The 18,409-nt window shown below is 38.6% G+C and carries 17 protein-coding genes and 1 pseudogene; 5 read left to right on the plus strand and 13 right to left on the minus strand.

From position 1 onward, the window contains the following. Positions 1-23 precede the first annotated feature (23 nt). The 5 genes from K7887_RS20235 to K7887_RS20255 form a co-directional block, all read right to left on the minus strand. On the minus strand, positions 24-1,616 hold the full coding sequence (locus tag K7887_RS20235; protein ID WP_223491421.1) for a response regulator transcription factor: 1,593 nt from the start codon (positions 1,614-1,616) through the stop codon (positions 24-26). After that, positions 1,597-3,384 (minus strand): cache domain-containing sensor histidine kinase, encoded by a 1,788-nt coding sequence (locus K7887_RS20240; protein WP_223491423.1) that lies wholly within the window; start codon positions 3,382-3,384, stop codon positions 1,597-1,599. Before K7887_RS20240 ends, K7887_RS20235 begins: the two co-directional genes overlap by 20 nt. 360 nt (positions 3,385-3,744) lie before the next feature. Then, positions 3,745-4,440, minus strand: a complete 696-nt coding sequence (locus tag K7887_RS20245) for an NERD domain-containing protein (RefSeq protein ID WP_223491424.1) — start codon at positions 4,438-4,440, stop codon at positions 3,745-3,747. 510 nt (positions 4,441-4,950) lie between these two features. After that, on the minus strand, positions 4,951-5,499 hold the full coding sequence (locus K7887_RS20250) for a DUF2812 domain-containing protein (protein ID WP_223491425.1): 549 nt from the start codon (positions 5,497-5,499) through the stop codon (positions 4,951-4,953). Further along, the gene (locus K7887_RS20255) at positions 5,499-5,834 is read right to left on the minus strand and encodes a PadR family transcriptional regulator (RefSeq protein WP_223493715.1); all 336 of its coding nucleotides are present in this window, start codon (positions 5,832-5,834) and stop codon (positions 5,499-5,501) included. Before K7887_RS20255 ends, K7887_RS20250 begins: the two co-directional genes overlap by 1 nt. Before the next feature lie 666 nt (positions 5,835-6,500). Between K7887_RS20255 and K7887_RS20260 the strand changes: the two genes are divergently transcribed. Next, complete coding sequence (locus K7887_RS20260) at positions 6,501-7,271, plus strand: TerC family protein (RefSeq protein WP_223491426.1); 771 nt, start codon at positions 6,501-6,503, stop codon at positions 7,269-7,271. 373 nt (positions 7,272-7,644) lie between these two features. Next, entirely contained in the window at positions 7,645-7,908 is a 264-nt protein-coding gene (locus K7887_RS20265) for a hypothetical protein (RefSeq protein WP_223491427.1), read from the plus strand. Positions 7,909-7,991: 83 nt separating this feature from the next. Here the strand turns inward: K7887_RS20265 and K7887_RS20270 are convergent, their stop codons facing one another. The 7 genes from K7887_RS20270 to K7887_RS20300 all read right to left on the minus strand — a co-directional run bounded on the left by K7887_RS20270 (position 7,992) and on the right by K7887_RS20300 (position 14,209). Next, positions 7,992-8,621, minus strand: a complete 630-nt coding sequence (locus K7887_RS20270; protein WP_223491428.1) for a DJ-1/PfpI family protein — start codon at positions 8,619-8,621, stop codon at positions 7,992-7,994. A gap of 75 nt (positions 8,622-8,696) precedes the next feature. Then, the gene (locus tag K7887_RS20275) at positions 8,697-9,650 is read right to left on the minus strand and encodes a helix-turn-helix transcriptional regulator (protein WP_223493716.1); all 954 of its coding nucleotides are present in this window, start codon (positions 9,648-9,650) and stop codon (positions 8,697-8,699) included. 548 nt (positions 9,651-10,198) lie between these two features. After that, positions 10,199-10,618 (minus strand): SMI1/KNR4 family protein, encoded by a 420-nt coding sequence (locus tag K7887_RS20280; RefSeq protein ID WP_223491429.1) that lies wholly within the window; start codon positions 10,616-10,618, stop codon positions 10,199-10,201. A gap of 34 nt (positions 10,619-10,652) precedes the next feature. Next, positions 10,653-11,102 (minus strand): SMI1/KNR4 family protein, encoded by a 450-nt coding sequence (locus K7887_RS20285; RefSeq protein ID WP_223491430.1) that lies wholly within the window; start codon positions 11,100-11,102, stop codon positions 10,653-10,655. Positions 11,103-11,157: 55 nt separating this feature from the next. Next, positions 11,158-11,577, minus strand: coding sequence for an immunity protein YezG family protein (locus tag K7887_RS20290; protein WP_317849225.1), 420 nt, complete (start codon positions 11,575-11,577; stop codon positions 11,158-11,160). Between the two features lie 187 nt (positions 11,578-11,764). Next, positions 11,765-12,304, minus strand: coding sequence for a SecY-interacting protein Syd (locus K7887_RS20295; protein WP_223491431.1), 540 nt, complete (start codon positions 12,302-12,304; stop codon positions 11,765-11,767). 18 nt (positions 12,305-12,322) lie between these two features. Next, complete coding sequence (locus K7887_RS20300; protein WP_223491432.1) at positions 12,323-14,209, minus strand: T7SS effector LXG polymorphic toxin; 1,887 nt, start codon at positions 14,207-14,209, stop codon at positions 12,323-12,325. 700 nt (positions 14,210-14,909) lie between these two features. Here K7887_RS20300 and K7887_RS20305 point away from each other — a divergent pair. The 3 genes and pseudogenes from K7887_RS20305 (at position 14,910) to K7887_RS20315 (ending at position 16,162) form a co-directional block, all read left to right on the plus strand. Continuing rightward, complete coding sequence (locus tag K7887_RS20305; protein ID WP_223491433.1) at positions 14,910-15,545, plus strand: hypothetical protein; 636 nt, start codon at positions 14,910-14,912, stop codon at positions 15,543-15,545. Positions 15,546-15,611: 66 nt separating this feature from the next. Continuing rightward, positions 15,612-15,794 (plus strand): annotated as a pseudogene (locus K7887_RS23095) (cell wall-binding repeat-containing protein); the annotation flags it as partial. Between the two features lie 26 nt (positions 15,795-15,820). Beyond that, positions 15,821-16,162 (plus strand): cell wall-binding repeat-containing protein, encoded by a 342-nt coding sequence (locus tag K7887_RS20315; RefSeq protein WP_223493719.1) that lies wholly within the window; start codon positions 15,821-15,823, stop codon positions 16,160-16,162. 985 nt (positions 16,163-17,147) lie between these two features. Here K7887_RS20315 and glyA read toward each other — a convergent pair. Next, positions 17,148-18,377: a serine hydroxymethyltransferase gene (glyA, locus tag K7887_RS20320; protein WP_223491434.1), complete on the minus strand. Its 1,230-nt coding sequence runs from the start codon at positions 18,375-18,377 to the stop codon at positions 17,148-17,150. Positions 18,378-18,409: the final 32 nt, after the last annotated feature.

Genomic DNA, 18,409 nt, shown 5'->3' on the forward strand with positions numbered 1-18,409 from the left:
GATCACCTTTCTTTCTATTTACCTCAACTGTCACGGTTTATGGATTTACGATAATCTGCAGGTGAATAACCAAATTGCTTTTTGAAAACTGTACTGAAATACCCTGAATTGGAGAAGCCGACAAGGTGCGCAACGTCTATGATCTTAAGCTGTGGATCTTTTAAGAGCTTTTTGGCATTCTCCATTCGCAGGCAATTTAGGAAATCACTAAAATTTTGGCCTACATGATTTTTAAAAATCTCGGATAAATAAGCACTATTAATATGGAATTGTTTTGATAAGCTGGAGAGTGTAATCTCGCTAGCATAATGAGACTCGATGAATCGTCTTACATTTTCCACCAATTCAGAACCACTTGAAGAAGATCGGACTTCCTTTACCTTCTGTACAATGGCTTGGGCCAATTGTTGAAGTTGCTCTTTCACCCTGATTTGAGAATTAAGTTCCCATATGCTTTGCTGGCAATTCCAGATTCTATCTTTCACCTCCACCGTATCCACGTCATATTTTCTGGAAAGTGAGCCTAATAGAAATAGAACCCGGTTGGCCAGAAAGGAAAATGCCATCATGGAGAGATTTCCTCCTAAAACATCTTGAAGAGAATCTTGGAATGCCCTTTGGTCAGCATTTTCAATGGCATTCGTCAGTTTCTTCTCCACATCCAAGGTGAAGTTGAATACCTCGTTTTGAGCCGTCCCTTCCATCACCTGTGAATGACCCCCAACCTGACTTTGACTCCAAGAGAGCAGTGCGGAAATATACCCATTCTTAAATTGCTGAAAACCTTTGACACCCTTCCCGATGCCGATAACCGTTTCTACTTTCAAATATTCTTTTACTTTGGCCTGCAAGTTTCTGATAAAATTCGATGAATGCGTTAAGGGTGCAACAGGCTTTTGATGTATGAAGTGAATCATATTAGAATAACCTGCATCATAGAAGAAGTGTGTACCTTCATTCCTTTCAGCATATTCCTTGCAGAGCATCTTAAATGGTAGCAGCAGCTCCTTCAATTCATCGGGGTTTCCTTTTGCACTTCTCATTTCAACCGTTACGAATTGAACCTCGGTGTTTTCCTGTGCCAAAGTCTCCAGTTGCAACTGCTTTAACCTATCCTTGGCTACATTATATTCCGTAAATTCCTCTTTCACTAAATACAGCAAATACTGTTCGCGCATCTCCTCCAGTTGGTTAAGGACAAAACGGCTTATGCGCTCCGATTCCAGTCGTTTTTTCTTTTCCATATCTGCTTCGCTGCGGATTCGTTGCAGTGCATCCGCCAGTTCATCAGGAGCAACAGGCTTTAGAAGGTAGTCTTTTACTCCAGCCTTCATCGAGGATTTGGCATATTCAAAATCAGAATAGCCCGATAGCACAATCACTTTTATATCCGGGTACTCCACATGGCATCGCTTGACAAATTGCATCCCATCCATGATGGGCATGCGAATATCTGTAATAACGATGTCCACCTCTTTTTCTTTCAGGATCTCAAGGGCTTCCTGGCCATTTGCTGCCTCAGCTACAATTTCAAATCCTGCCTGTGCCCAATCCATTTTCATTCGCAGCCCTTTGCGTATTTGAATTTCATCATCACTAATCAGCACTTTCATCATGTATATCCCCCTTAATTTTTATACATAATGTAATCTTCGTTCCTTTATTTACCTGAGAATCAATATGAAAGCTAAAATCGTCCCCATAATAAAGCTTCAATCTACCCAGGACATTCTTCAACCCGATACTTGTCCCCTTACTTGCCAAAACATTCGTGGAATCATTCATATCTGCATTCATCAAATCTAATTTGACTCCATCTGACATCCCGATGCCATTATCTTCAACCGAGATGAATACCTGGTCCTTTTCTTTAACTGTCTTTATCATTATTTCTGCATGGGTGTTCTCCATAAAGCTGTATTTGGCTGCATTTTCCACAAGCGGCTGTATGATAAATTTGATTATCGGCAACGATTTTGTTTCAGGTTCCTCCACAATACTAATCGAAATAGCATCTTCGTACCTGACTTTGAGAATGTCTGTGAAATTGCGTATATAATTAATCTCCTGACCCAAAGGTACAACATCGGTATGGGTATTCAACGAATAGCTCATCATCCTCCCTAAATAGACACTGACATTGATGACGTCTTTGTTTTTCCCCTGCGCTGCCAATCCTCCAATAATCTCAAGCGTATTATTCATAAAATGGGGATTGATCTGGAGAAGCAATGCTTTATACTCTGCATCTTTTCGTCGAAGATTTGCCTCATACTCAATTTTTATCAGTTTATTCAACCGGTCAACGGTCTGGTTAAATACTTTAATGTGATAGCCAACTTCGTCGTTTGGGGTCTTTATTGTAGGCATATAGTGTGTTGCACCTGTGAAATCTCCCCGCTCGATATATTCCATCGCTTTGGTCATCTTTCCAAGAGGTCGAACGATGTTGGTGGAAAACAAATAGGAAGCGAGAATCGTCAGAATAAAAATGAGTCCAGAAGTATAAAGCAATCGATTTTGTAATTGATCTACTTTGGAAAACAACTCTGATTTGGTGATTTCACTGAAGAGAATCCAATCCCCTACAGAGAGTTTTTGATAGAAAACGAGATATTCCTCCCCATTGTGAGAACTTTCTATCAGGCCCTTACTACTTGCACTATTCACTATTTCTCTTAAACTATCGTCTAGGACAACCTCCGGAGTGCTTACGCTTCCTGTCAGAACATTTTCACCGGTGCTGCTCAATAAATGTACTCGGCCATTTTCCCCTAGTGTAACTTTTTCTAGGGCTGTTTCTAGCAAGGTCGATGGCAGATTCACTTTTATTACTCCGGATTGATGAAGCGTGTAGATATCATATAAAGGGATTACAAAACTATTTACATAGCTTTGTACATAAGTTTGCTGATAGGCGTCTGTATGGGCTTTGATCCATCGCCGGTTTTTCCCTGAGTACTCTTGAAACCACTGGACCTCAGAGAGAAAGGGATGATTTGTCCATATTCCTGTGCCATCATTCAAAAAAACTGAAATGGACATGGTATTGGAATTATTTAAGGCCATGGTGGACAGCCAGTTTTTAAATTCATTTCGAATAAAATGGAGCTCGGCCAAAGAAGCACTGTCGTTCTCTTCCAACTGTAGCCATTGTTGGGTGGTCTGGTTCACTAACACCTGCTTACCAAGATCCTCTGCTTGTACAGTTACAGAATCCAAATATAATGAATATTGATCCATCATATCAAGGGTGTTGTTTTTAGTCTGATCTTCAATAACCGAAGTAAACCAGCTTGGTATAATAATGGATAAAACAATAAATGGAACCGTTAACAAAAGTGTAAAAATAAAAAATAGTCGATTTCGTAAGGAAAAAAACATATTGGCCCCCAGGGAAGATATCATATTAAGTAATAATTCTATTCTAATGGAATAAAGGTCTCATTTATAAGGTAATATTTTGCTATCATACTATTCTTATAAATTAACAGATGAATCGGTGGCTGTCACTGTGGCATTTAAGGTGCAACATTTAGAGGAGTTTGTTTCAGCAGATTTAATCCTAAATCACATATTAAGAATGTCCAAATACCGACAAAAAAAGAACAATATTCTATTAAAAGTACGCGTTTTTCTATAAGACACCACTATTGCTAGTGACAAAGAAGCATTAACAAATAATTGCTCACCTAGATTTTCGGAGAGACGGGTCGGCGTACCTGCCCCCTCAGCCCGCCCCCCTCAAGACACCTTAGCAGTATACTTACAACCAGGATACCCACTACACCCATAAAAAGATCCATATTTGCCTTTTTTGATTGAAAGCTGCCCCCCACATTTCGGGCACAACTCGGTGTTCGCTTCGATAAAAGGTGCTTTTTTTACTACCGGTTTTATAGTCGCCTTCTCCCTCTGCTTATCCCTTATCGCTTCCACATGCTGCTTATGTACAATTCTCTTTTGTTTCCCATCATGGATGACTAATTTCTCCAAGGCTTTATTAATCCCTCGCAGCTCCACCTCACTTATTTGACGGTTTAACGATTCCTTTATGACCTTGTTTAGCTGAGGAATATGAATAACTCTTGCCGAACTGAAATCGACTTCAAATTTCAACGTGGACTTACTGGAGAAGGCAACGATAGATTGAAAGTTATAATGTTCTCCAAGGTACCCCTTCAATGCTTTGATATGCCCATGATTTTGCCATATCGGATTTAAAAACTTCTCTTTTCGCTTATAAATCACCTGCGTCCAATTGCGCTGGTTTTCCTTCCCGAAAATCCACCCATCATAATGCTTGGTTTCAATAACAAAGATTCCAGTGGGAGAAGTCACGACATGATCAACTTGCGACGTACCACCATTCTCAGTTGGAACATATAAATCATGATACACGTTATACAACGGGCCCAGCTTCTCTAACTCCTTGTTCACTGCCCGCTCCCAACAGCCCCTTTAATTCTTGGTAAGTTTGCTTTCAAATAGAGCATTCCAGCTAAAAAAAGAAATGGCAGAGCTAGAGGAATTATAAAATACAACACTGGTAATAAAATAGAAATAGCTAATAAAAATACTGCAGTCTTCTGAAGATTGGACAAAGAGACACCTCATTTTCATTTGGAATAATTAGTATAATTCCAATGATAGGTTAGTGAGTGGAATAAATCTAGTATAAAATGGGAATAAATAGTTATTATGAACTATTTTTATAGATTTAACCCTCCGAAAAACTATTTCACTAAACTATGCGAAAATAGTCGATATTACTCGGTTCCTTATCAACCCAATCATACCAACACCAAAAACAAATTTAATCATACGTTTGTTTAAAAATAATTATGTGGGGAAATTATGATGCAAAAAAGTCTGAGGAAATTCTCCTCAGACCTTACTTTAGTGCCTTAAAGGGAAGACGGGTTGGCGTGCCTGTCCCCTCAGTCCTTTCTACCTTTTCCACTTTCTCACCCGATACACATAACCCAAGTAAGGCAGTCCGGTAAATATGAGGCCGATTAGTGCTATCGCTTCAATGACAGTAAAGGTTAGTTTGATTGGTGTTTCATAGATTTGGTAGAACGATGCAGTGGTGAAAAGATAAAACACGACGGTAAGGGCAATGTTTACGAACAGCATCAAGAGTGCCGCTTTCCCCATCGACTTTTTCTCGATTTGGTACTTTTCTAGAATGGAAGATTGGTCCGTATAGATCGGCGCAATGCCCTTTGGCGCGCTGAACAGATGAATGTATCCACCTGATGTCCCTTCATGCTTCCATCCGGCCTCTTCAAAGTATGCAAAATAATCTTCATCTGCTTCCTTTCGATAATCCAGGGCATATTGCAATTCCTCAGGGGAGGACTTTCTCAACTTATATCCCAGAAACGAAAATTTCTCAAACACCCAACCTTTTCGTGCAAGGTCTGCCAGCTTTCTCATATCCTTTTCTTCATCAAATGCCAACCCACCTGATGATATATATTTTGTTTGTGCCATTACTCCTTCACTCCCCCGTTTAATATTTGCTTTGCGTGCTGGATCATCATTTCTCGCCTTTGAATATCTTTATTCAATAAATCCAAGCCTTTTTTTGTAGCAATATAGGTTTTGCGTTTGTCCGCTTCCTCCGCCAATTGTTCAATCATCCCTGCAGCCAAAAGCTTCTTTATTGTCGTGTACATAGATGCCGGTCCGATGGAAAATTCATTGTTTGTCAGCTCTTCAATGTTCTTCATGATTAAATAACCATGTCGCGCTTCCACTAAAGAGAGCAAGATATAAAAGGAAGTATCGGTAAGCTCCCCTGTCTCCAGTGCATCATTTCTCGCCATCATTTCACCCCTTTTATATCATTTAATGATATATCATTAAATATAATATATCGTTAAATGATATAGTGTGTCAACTATTTTTTGGAGGGGTGTGGGGGACAAGTCACCACAACCACAAAATATTTCTCTTGCAAAATAATTCAGAACATAATATTATAATCTTAATAGCACATGAGTTAGTGCTTCGCTCGATATGAGCCTATATACTCCAAAGGGGAGTAGCTGACAGTTATGTCGACAATACGTGATAGCAATATCACCGGCTTAACTGGCAACGTTAACGTTGTTTGCGAGACCTTTGCCATTATGGTAAAGGGATATATTTGTGTATATTCAAACCTTTACCATTCAATTGGTAAAGGTTTTTTGTATTTTCCAAGGAGGGAATAACCATCTAAACATCACGATTGCAAATACCAATTTAAATTAAAAACTCAACCTAAAAAGGAGAAGAACGTCTAAATTGAACCACCTTTCTGAGAAGAATATATTAATCTGGTTAACCTTCATTGTCACATTAAAACTGTATGCCGTATCGATTTTAATCTTGGACATTCACAACCCACCAAGATCCTTGGCATTGCCGTCATCACCAGCCATTTAAATGAACCTTGTTTTACATGATGGACAAAAATAATAGATTAATGGAGCGGAGGAAGATTTTAGTTGGATATTGGATTATTGCTTGAATATGGTTGGGTGTTACTTATATTGATTGGTTTGGAAGGAATTTTAGCAGCCGATAATGCGCTTGTTATTGCAACAATGGTAAGGCATTTACCGGAAAACCAACGAAAGAAGGCTTTGTTTTACGGATTAGCAGGGGCATTTGTGTTCCGATTCGGATCCTTGTTCCTTATCTCCTACCTTGTACACATTTGGCAGGTTCAGGCTGTAGGGGCACTATATTTGTTGGGGATTGCTATCTATCATCTTCTGAAAAAGCATGTATTAAAGCCTAAGCTCATAAAGCATGCGGAGGAAAAGAAAGGCTCCGGCTTCTGGATGACTGTTATCAAAGTAGAGCTAGCTGACATTGCATTTGCTGTTGATGCAATCCTTGCTGCAGTTGCACTTGCCGTTATGCTTCCGACGACAAACCTACCGACAATTGGTGGTTTAGATGGTGGACATTTCGCTGTTATCTTAGCAGGCGGAATCATTGGATTGGTCATCATGCGATTTGCAGCCGGCTACTTTGTTACCTTGCTTGAAAAACGCCCTGGACTCGAGACCGCTGCCTTCTTTGTGGTCGGCTGGGTAGGGGTAAAACTTGGAGTGTACGCACTTTCCCATCCGGAACTGGCGATTCTTTCGGAGGGATTTGCTAAAGGAGCTCCATGGAAAATTACGTTTTGGGTTGTGCTTGTGTTAATTGGGTTGTTTGGGTGGATTCTTTCCAAAGAGAAACCAAAAGTGCAAAACGCAGAAATTTGATGTGATGGGTTGCAGGGACATGGTGTCCTGCAACCCTTTTTTCTAGATGTATTTCAACACCTTCCAGAAACTATCGCAACATACTATGCGTAAATAGTCGATATTCCTCGATGTAATCTCAGTTCATATTTACCAACTTCAAGAACGAAATTAATCAAACGTTTGTTTTAAAAAAATTATCTAAGAAAAATATGATTCTGGAATACTTCTTAAACCTTACTTTTTTACATTAAAGCGAAAATGGGTAGACATGTTTATCCCAACGACTCCTAATATCATCACTCCATAAACTCCCACAACAACTACAACACACTTTATAAGAAACTGAAGATCAAGCACAAACAACCCAAATGTCCTCCATGGTACCCCGGCAATGATTAGCGATTCCTTCTTCTTAGGCAGAAATGGACTTTTGCTTGGCCACAGCACGGGAAGTTTTGAGGAAACGGATCGCCTGTCCACTCACGGTGAAGTACATGCACTGCTTCAAAATAGAGATGACATTGTGATTATCTCTCATTTTTACGAAGATGAGTCCACTGTTCCGTTGACAGGGGTGGAGGTTTTCAAAAAGAATTGGTTTGCCGGAGAATTTGCTGAGAAGAAAGTGGAATTAAACAACGAAGAAATAAATTAAATGATAATAGCAAGCACCTTAGAAGCTGGGCTCTAAGGTGCTTTTTTGTGGAATGGAAAAGAGGACTGTCCCCCTACTTCCCCTTAAACCGATCTCATCAATTCAAAAAAATATTCTGGTTTTTGCGTTTTGTTAAGTTGATACCATGAGTTTAGTGTTTCGGGTGATAGTACTTCTAGTTTTTGGAGTACTTCCCTTGCGAATTCAAGGGGGGCGATGCCGGATGCGGTAATTAGGTTATCACTGGTAGTTGCCAGGAGGTCTTTTTCGTGAAAATTTTCTCCTTTATAATCGGGACATACCATCTTCAAATAATCCAAATTATTGCTTGTATGCTTTCTATTATTGAGGTATCCCATATTGGCTAGGGCTTCTGTTGCGCCACAAATTGCCGCAACGATGGTCCCTGTATCTAATGCTTTCCCTATTCTTTGTAGGATGGGGTGTTGTTCTTTTTCTCCCCAAGTAAATCCTCCAGGTAAGATGAGCAAGTCTGCTTTATTAAAAGTACATTGATCGAGGGAAAGGTCTGGCGTTATTTTCAATCCACCCATTGTGGTGATGGTTTCTGTGGTTGTTCCTAGTGTCACAATGTTTAGAGGAGGGATGTCTTTTTTAAAATATCTCCCTGTGTTCAGTTCCGCTATTAAGTGACCATATTCCCAGTCTGACATGGTATCACATACATACAGATACGCCTTCTTTGTTTGCATTTTATATTCGCTCCCATCATCATTGATATCACCTAGTATAATAAAACTTCCCTGACATCCGCTGTCAGGGAAGTTTTATTCTTGGTGAAATTTTATCAATGTTGATAAGGTTGTTATCATTTCCTCTTTTAGACTTTGCGGTTCCTTGACTTTGATTGAGGTGCCAAAAGGGATAAGTAAGGATGGAACATACTTGTGCAAGACTTCCTTCTCGAGAAGGAAAGTTGCTTGATTATCTGTTCTTTGTTGTAGGTAATTCTCAAAGAACCAATGTTGGCAAATATCCTTTAGTGCATGCATACTCCCTGTAAGTACGAGCACAGCAGTTTCTTCCTTATCAATAGATGGAAAAAGATTGTTTAGAAAGGCAGCGCTTGTTGAAAAATCCTCTGGTTGTGTAAACTGGTTTTCCGTTGGTACTAGCGTTTCTATTCGATCGACCCTAAAACTTCGAATATCATTTCTAGAATGACAAAACCCGGATACATACCAATTGAGGTTCCAATGAATAATTCGGTATGGATCTATCGTCCGATTTGATGGTTCTTCCATTTTATTTTTGTATTTGATTTCTACGGAATATCCACCCAAAATAGCTTGTTCCAAGGCTTGGAGAGTGGACTGGGGGTGGGAGATTATACGATTTAATACTTCCAAACTAGTAAACTGTTTGGCTATCTTTTCTTCCTGTTCTTGATTTGTATAGTTGTTTAGCTTGGAAACAGCCCTAGCGAGCGCTTCCCCGCCATAATATCCAGCTCCCTCTGCAAATGTGGCAGCATGTAGTAAGGAAGTTTGTTCTTCCTGATCAAAAAAGAGAGGGGATTCATAAAATTGACTCAGTAATGTGTACCCTCCATTATGTCCTGTATCTGAAATGATAGGAACACCGCTTGTAGAAAGTGTATCCATGTAACGATAGACCGTCCTTATATTCATTTCTAGCTTTTCTGCTATTTGTTTGGCCGTTATTTTTTCTCCTGTGCGAAGCATCCAAAGAATCGCAAGGGTATTGTCCGTTTTAGGGATGATGTTTCACCTCCGTGGAGTGATTGTGTGGGCTGAGGGGACAGGCACGCCGACCCATTTTTGTGCATTTCAACGTATTGGACGACGCTTCTCTTGTAAATATATGGATTCTCGATCATTTGAAGTGATTTATTGTATACTTGGACGGTTTTATTGTATACTTCTAGGCTTTTATTGAATAATTCATCTTGTTTATTGACTAATTCATCTTTTCTCGGCTCGATTGGAGAGATGCCCAACTCTCACACTCCTCATACCAAAGGAACCTATCAATATATCAATATACTTTGCAGAAATAGTCGATATTAGTCGTAAAGCTCTCCTTCTCTTCATAACAATACAATAATTCAGGTTAAACAAACGCTTGTTTAAAAATTATTATATGTAGAAAATTTTCGAGCAGAGCGTTCGCGTTCAGAAGGAAGGTCCTATCTTTAAAAACTATTTAGAATGTACCTACTTCGTGCAGGGATTTTGTGAGTTCCACTAATTAATGAGAGAAAAGAAGCAGAGGTTCGTCCCCTGCTAACTCTTAATCATACTTTTCTCTACCAGTTATCTATCGCTTCTTGAAAGCTGTCCTCTAAGTACTCGTCAAAGGAATGATACCTCTCAACTTCTTTCTTGCTGAATTCATCCCATCTGATTATGTTATAATTCTGTTCGGTATTAAGACAATTTATAAACTCGTCTACATTCTCAATAACTACATATTTATGAGGTACACCTAACCCTCTAAACTTTTTAGTAGTTTCCTCCACCGAAAAATAGCTTTCATTTTCTATTCCAAGTACACTAACGCTACAAATTCCACCTGATCCGAATTTTAGTAAAAACTCACGGTATTCATCTGGGAAAACAACTTCTAGCTTGCTTTCACACAATTCAATAATCTGGACCGAAACTTCGCCACTAAAGTCACGTTTTTCCTTAAAGTTCTTAATCATACTTAGTAACTTTTGATTCATTTTAATTTCCATCCTCTTTGTTTTAACCGTCACCTTAAAAATCTTCATTCCATGCTTCTTTTGCGTCTAATAACCTTTGAGATAAGAACTCGTAGAAATTCTCTGCTGTGTAGTAGTCATCAAGACCTCCAACTCTATTCCATGCAATAATTGGACATTCACCATTCTCCATTTTAGATGTATATAGACAATAAGCGTATTCTCCTGCATTTTCGATGACAACTAAGTCCTCTTCCATTCCTAAATCTCTGAATCTTTTTGTATGAACAATAACAGGAGGACGGTTTGATTTACCCACTCCTTGTATATCTACTCCAAACATACCCCCGGAACCATAATTGGATAGAAACCATTTATAACTCTCAGGGAGTTCCACCCCTAATTCATTTTGTACGAAAGTGATTTGCGCTTTATCTACTCCACCTGTGAAATCGTCTAATTCCTTGAACCTGGTAATTAAAGTCGTTAATTCCTTACAATCCATCAGCTGCCTCTTTTCATCTACTTATCTATAAAGTTCAGACGGTTCGATATGCCTCTCAACCCAGTAAATTTTCCTTTTCCCATCTATTCTGCTTTTCTACTGGACTAATTTCAGAGACATCCTCGTAATTATATTTTATGTTCACTTTCCCTTTGTGATTTAAAGTGTATGTTAAGTAGGTCCACTCTTCTTGTCCTTGATTCTTAAACTCTTGTTGAAGTTGTAAGAAAGCATCATACATTTCATCTTCTAGCCTGTCATACTCTTCATCATCCATTGAAAATAAATCAGGAATGTCTAGGCTATAAATATATTCAGAACTACTTGTTGAATAATAGTAAAAATAGCACTTTTTATAACCTTCTCTAATTTCAGCATATAATAAGATTTTTTCCCACTCTTCAGGAATCATATCGTTCACAATATTTGCTATACTCTGGTACAAATGTTCAATTTTTTCAGTATTTATGTTCATGTTTCTCCTCCCAAAATTCACTCACAAAAATTCATAAGGTAGTAGGAGGTATCGGCTATCCTATCGAAATCACTTAAAGATATATAAAGGAAACAGAGAATAATCCCCTGCTTCCTTGTGATAATTTCTTGAATGAATAAGTACTCTCTAATCTGTAATCAATATATTCTTTTTAACCTAGAAAAATTTATATAACGACTTTAAAATTACTTAATAACTCAACTAGGGTATCAGCTAGTACCTCTTGCTCTTGTCTCTCAAAATCCTCTATAGTTATTTGTCCTGTTTCATTGTCAAACATAACTGCCATGTCAACTGGTGAAACAAATCCTATTTGTATATATCTAAGTTCTCTTCCATTGCTCTCTTCATATTGCTTCATCACTTTAAAGAATTCAATTATAGATTTACCGGGTTCAACGGGTTCAAGGTTAATTAACTTTGCCTCGTAGAAGCCTTGTAGATTTAAAAACCAATATGAATTGAAATATTCTTTTAATGTATGATGAATATTCAAGTCTAGTCTTTTTTCAATTTCCTCAAAATCCTCTAAATCATACTTTTCAATTGGTTTCCAACAAACATACTCTTCCTCGTCCGGTTCACTGACATATAATAGTGGATTTATGTCCTCATCTAAAGGTACTTTGGGATAGGTATTATACTCACTTTTCCACATAAGTATAAGATCATTGAAATAATTTTCTAATGCTTTCTTAACTTCCATGTTCTACCTCCTAAAATGTTACTCTATAAATACCTGTAATCTTTCAGCTCTACTTTGGTCTTTCCCCCATACTCCTATTTGTTTCTCTATATTATGAATCCCCCCGCTTCCAGGGTGTAAAGGTTGTGGAATAGCCATCGCTTGCCCGCCTCCACCAATATGGTGGTGAACTAAAGGTTTTCCTTTTAATCCAACAATATCATATTGTGTAAAGTGTTTTCTAAAAACTGCATCATTTACAATCGCCCAACCATTATTAAGATTCCTAATGTTAGCGTTACTAAAATATTCAGGATGTAATCTATATAATTCCTTAAAATAATAATTGTTATCTCTTAACCAACCTTCAGAATTTGTATTTTGTTTCCCTTTTCCAACGTAAGGCATATCCACTACAAGTTTTTCATCGGCTGCTATCTGAGTAACAAACGTGCCTTTCCTAGTCACTATTTCATATTCTTTATTTAGCACAGTGTCATCTATATCACGATACACTCTCACAGGATGGCTTGCATTTCCTTTACCTTCTCCCCCGACAACCTTACTAAGAGTGGTCTTATTTAAATCATTAATCTTTTCGTATAATCCAACACTGTTCATCACATTCGACGGCACACCAGCAAAGGCCATTCCCAACTGGTTGTTTGGGAACATGCCCCCCATCAACTCACGCACCCGCTCCAACCCAGCTGCAGATGAGCCCTTCACCGAACTCATCACTTTCTCCTGCTGATCTTTCAGCTTGATATTAAGGTCTGTTTCCACCTTGGTACCAAGCTTCCCGGCAATACCTCCAACTTTGGAGAGTCCTTTGTCTCCTACGACGGAAGTTCCGATAATGGTGGTTGCGTAGCCTAGCCATTCGCCTCGGCTAGTTGCATCGCCGTGGATGACAGACTCGTTGAAGGAGTTGTAGAGTTCGTGACCGATTTCTAGCAGTATAGCTGGATCAGAGGCTACTGCGTCTAGGAATTCTATGGTTTCTTTTAGCACTTGGTCCGGTTCTGTCGCTAGGCGTTTAATGCCATCCCAGGTGTCTGAAGCAGCGTTGATGATTCCTGCTCCAAAGCCGTTGGTGAAGTCCCAGAATGCTTCTCCGGCGGTTTTCTTCTTCGGCTCCGGCCGTGCACAACCTGGATTTACCCATTGATCAAACGATGCCGCATGCCCTATCGGATAAAACACACCAAGCTCTGGAAAATGTTCGCTGTTCCACCGCTGCATGACGGTCTGGTTATAAAGCTTTGTCTGCAGCTTTCCGTAAGCCTCGAGATCCTGAAGCATTGCCGGTGAGAAGTTGGCCAATTTTATCTTACCAAAAACGAATTGTTGGCTCATTTCTTCTATGTAACTCTGTATGAGAGATAAGTCCTCCATTAACGCCGTGACTGACTGGGTTTGTTGGTGGTCGAAATGGCGCAGTTTGTCCACGGTTTGATTTGCTGATTGTTTGGCTTGTTGGATGCCATGGTGGAACTGGTGGTCTTGCAGCCTTGGGAGGTACACGATGTCACAGATACGGCTGAGCTGGGCATTTGTGTCTCCTGTTAGCTCGGTCACCATTCGGTTTATCTGATTCAAACCATCTTCTAGTTCACTTGTTAGGAAACCCTCATCAATAAATCCTCGGGAATTCCCCTCCAGCCCATCTAGTTCATATTGCAGTTGTTGAAGCTTAGATTGAAAGTTTGTCAGGAACGTTCGGAAGAATTGCAGGAATGGGAGGTGCGCATATTCATAGAACCGCCTGACCGCACTGGCCCCTTTGCCGCGGAAGGAATCCTTTGAGGAAACAAAAGACCGAATCCCATTCTCTACATGATTTAGCTGTTTCTCGAGTTCCGACAGTTGCCGGCTCATTCCCTTGATTCCACCGTGCAGGGAGGATACGTCTAAAACTTTCATGGTTCTCCTCCTTTCGTTATTATTTTACAGATACTGTATATGCATAAATATGACGGTTCGACATTGGTGGGGATATTCCTGCTTGGGTGTGGAAAATGGGAGGAATGGACTATGAAGGGGAATGATATGTGAGGGGATAATTAGTTCGCCTCTTTGCTTTTTTTAAGAAATTATTATTAAAATGTCCATCTATTTTTATTATTAGATTAATAGATGGTTTAGCGAGCACGCCGAACGTAATCGAGGAGAACATTCTATTAAAATTGGCGGACTTCACACTGTGAATATATGGATTATCAATAATTTGGACTATTAATTTGTATTATTGGTCGGTTTTTTTGTATACATTAATTCGATTTTTGATTAATTCACCTGTTTATTTGTATAATTTGACTTGGTTGGATCGAACGTTAATGTAAAAGTAAAATTAAACAGGTCCGTCGCCAAAGCTGGCAACGAATTTGTTTTTATTCGACAGATTCCTTGTTACACGTTCACTTAATACTTTTCTCCCTAAACAATACCTAGTGTCCCCTTAAGCCAAAGGAAGTATAAGACCGTCCCTATGCTTCCCTTGGCTCCTAACTTTCAAAAATTCCACAAATGCCTAATATTTAGTAGTTATCTATCAAAATAAACCTATAATTGTCGATATTACTTATATAAAAACAATACATATGTAGAAGGGGGCTCAGTAGAATTGAACTTACTAAATAATATCCAAAGCACTAGAAATGAAGTAAATAATATTATTAACATCAATAAAAAGATTGGGAACTATTTTAAAGAACCTATCAAGATAGGATTCTCCGGTCATATAGGTGCGCTTTTAATTTCTTTTATTCTTTGGTTGGTGGCATTTTTACTTGTTGTTTTAATCTTAATTTATCCGTTAGAAATGATTTTCGGTGAAGATCTTGCACAATTAATTTTTAATGGTCTGGGGTTATTGCTGTTATTGGGGACAATTATAGGATATGTCTATCTTTATTCTGCCACTAATAAAAAAATAGTTGAAAGCAATATAAAAGCAGATGGAAATGAAGAGGTTGTTAAATTGAGACAGGACCGAGATAAATTATTATTATCCCTTAGTTCAAACTCAATTATTCCTAAGGATTATTGGACAATTGATGCTTTAAATACTTTTGAAAAATACATAATTAATAAGAGAGCAGAAGATTTAAAGGAATGTATCAATTTATATGAGCAAGAAAGTAGACATGATGAACAAATGAGAGAAATTAGTGCTATGCAGCAATTACAGGAAGCCACGTACAGAAGAGCTTCAGAAGCAACTATATTGAGCTATATGAATTTATTATTCAGAAGGTAACTTCACAGGTTTAAATAGTAAAAAGGCTGGGCTGGTGGAGCAGACACAGTTGTATTAGTTAGAGGAGACGCTTTCCCAGATGCTCTAGTAGGTACACCACTGGCGAAAAAACTGGATGGGCCTATCTTACTTACAAAAAATAATAAGATTGAGGATAAAACATTAGCAGAAATTGAAAGACTTGGTGCTTCCAAAGTAGTTATATTAGGTGGAGAAGCAGCCATTTCTACTGATGTGATGGAACGTTAAAGAAGAAGGGCTTAACGGTAGAGCGAATTTCAGGAAAATCACGCTATGATACTGCAGTAAAAGTAGCCGAACAAGTCGGCGGTCAGAAGTCCAGAGCCTTCTTGGTAGATGGAAAAAAATTCGCTGATGTCTTTTCGGTCGCTTCTTATGCGGCGAAGAACGGGTACCCAATCTTCATGACACGCCAAGACTCCATGCCTAGTGAAACATATCAAGCTATCAAAGGGTATAGAGAAGTGGTAGTACTTGGTGGTCAAAGTGCCGTATCAAGCAACGTATTCAGTCAACTACCCAATAAACAAAAGACAAGAATCGGTGGCGTAAATCGCTATGACACTGCTGCTGCAATTGCCGGATTTTCGGATTAGACAATGGCCATCTTGTTGTAGCAACAGGCTATGACTTTGCAGATGCTCTCTCTGGATCTGCGTATGCGGTGAAGACTGTAATTTCGAGTGAGAGTACATTATTTCCTCTGGGTCTCCAAATAGGCCAGTAAACTCGTAACTTCTCTGCTTGAACTAAAAACATTTTTACCAAATAAGGAAGTTCCACTATTAAAATCTAATGAATTTTAGTTGTCAAATGGCGGCTCCACTATTCTTCTGTTAATATTAAAATTGCACGGGTAAGCAAAGGAATGTTATCGCTACTTGACTCTTTAAGCAATTTTTCCTTACAGATGTAATGTTTTTCAATTATTTAAGATGTTTCATTTGAATAGGAAATTACTTCTGTATAGGCTATAATTGCTCTTTTACGAAAGCTTGACTTCTTTTTTGTGATTTTTCTTATACAGGGAACCATTTTTATCTGTTATGGAGGTCAAGTACGATAAATTAAAGAAGTAATTCTATCATACGAAACAGACTTCTTGCTACCTAGTATTCCATAACTACACAGAAATTCAAGTTTGGTTTTCCTCTCAAACTATGAGGCAACAAATCCATAAACCTGCTGTTATCTATTCTATCTTTTTACAGAATAGAAAATCATTTATAGGTTTATTACTTTTGGGAAAAAGATTCCGGTTTAATGAAGAAAATAGAAATAAGGTATAACTCATCAGCAGATATCAGAAGATACTATGGTCCGTTTTCGGAAAGCATTTGCCAAAGGTGACTATGTCGGATTAGAAGTAGTGAACACGGTTTATCACATCGTATGATGTGATTGTAAGAATGTAGACCCAAAAAGCAACCTTGGACATTTGTAGTAATATTAGAAAGGATTAGACTTTAAATTATTGAATAACACACTAACTAAGTTAACAACAAAAGTAAGTTATACACTTAAAACTACGATTTAAATCCATAAAGGTTGAGGGACCTGTCCCTCAACCCCAATGTTGGTTTAATATAATTCAAATCTACTTGTTAATGATTCTACTCGTTTGCTTGCTTTTATTAATATTTTTTTGTCTTCTGGGTTTCTTAGTGTAACAGAGATTATTGATGCTATTTCTTTCATCTCTTCACGTTCAAATCCTCTTGAGGTTACTGCTGCTGTTCCTATTCTTATACCACTTGTAACAAACGGGCTTTCTGTATCGAAGGGAATTGTGTTTTTGTTAACGGTTATACCTACTTCATCTAAGACTACTTCTGCAACTTTTCCTGTTATGGCTAAAGATCTTAAATCCAGTAGGAGAAGGTGGTTGTCTGTTCCACCAGAGAGTAGCTCTATCCCCTCTTTTTTCAGACACTCACCTAAGTATTTGGCATTTTCAATAACTTTCTGTGCGTATTCCGAGAAATTTGGTTGAAGTGCTTCTCCAAATGCTACTGCTTTTGCTGCGATTACATGCATTAAAGGGCCACCTTGTAAGCCAGGGAAAATTGCTTTATCTATTTTCTTTGCATACTTATCTTTACAAAGAATCATCCCGCCACGAGGTCCTCTAAGTGTTTTATGGGTTGTGGTAGTCACAAAGTCTGCAAAGGGTACCGGGTTTTCATGTAGACCAGCAGCTACCAGACCTGCAATATGTGCCATATCAACCATTAGTAGTGCTCCAACTTCATCAGCAATTTCTCGGAAGCGTTTGAAGTCGATACTTCTTGGATAAGCGCTAGCTCCTGCTACAATTAGTTTAGGTTGATGCTTAATTGATTTTTCTCTAACATCTTCATAATCAATTAATTGAGAGTCCTGATCAACTCCGTACTCGACGAAATTGTATTGTACTCCACTGAAATTCACAGGACTACCGTGTGTTAAATGACCACCATGAGAGAGGTTCATCCCAAGGACTGTATCGCCATGTTCAAGGACAGTAAAGTAGACAGCCATGTTTGCTTGAGCTCCAGAGTGTGGTTGAACGTTAGCATGTTCAGCATGAAAAAGCTCCTTGGCACGACTTATAGCTAATTCTTCTGCGACATCAACATGCTCACATCCTCCGTAATATCTTCTACCTGGATAGCCTTCTGCATATTTATTTGTCATAATGGAACCTTGTGCTTCCATTACAGCTTTACTCACAAAGTTCTCTGAAGCTATTAATTCTATTTTTCTTCTCTGACGAAGCAACTCATCTTGTATTGCATTATATATTGCTGAGTCTTGTTGTTTTAAATTCATAGATATATCACCTGTCTTTGAGTATTTTACTT

This window comes from Sutcliffiella horikoshii (assembly GCF_019931755.1).
GTDB lineage: Bacteria > Bacillota > Bacilli > Bacillales > Bacillaceae_I > Sutcliffiella_A > Sutcliffiella_A horikoshii_E.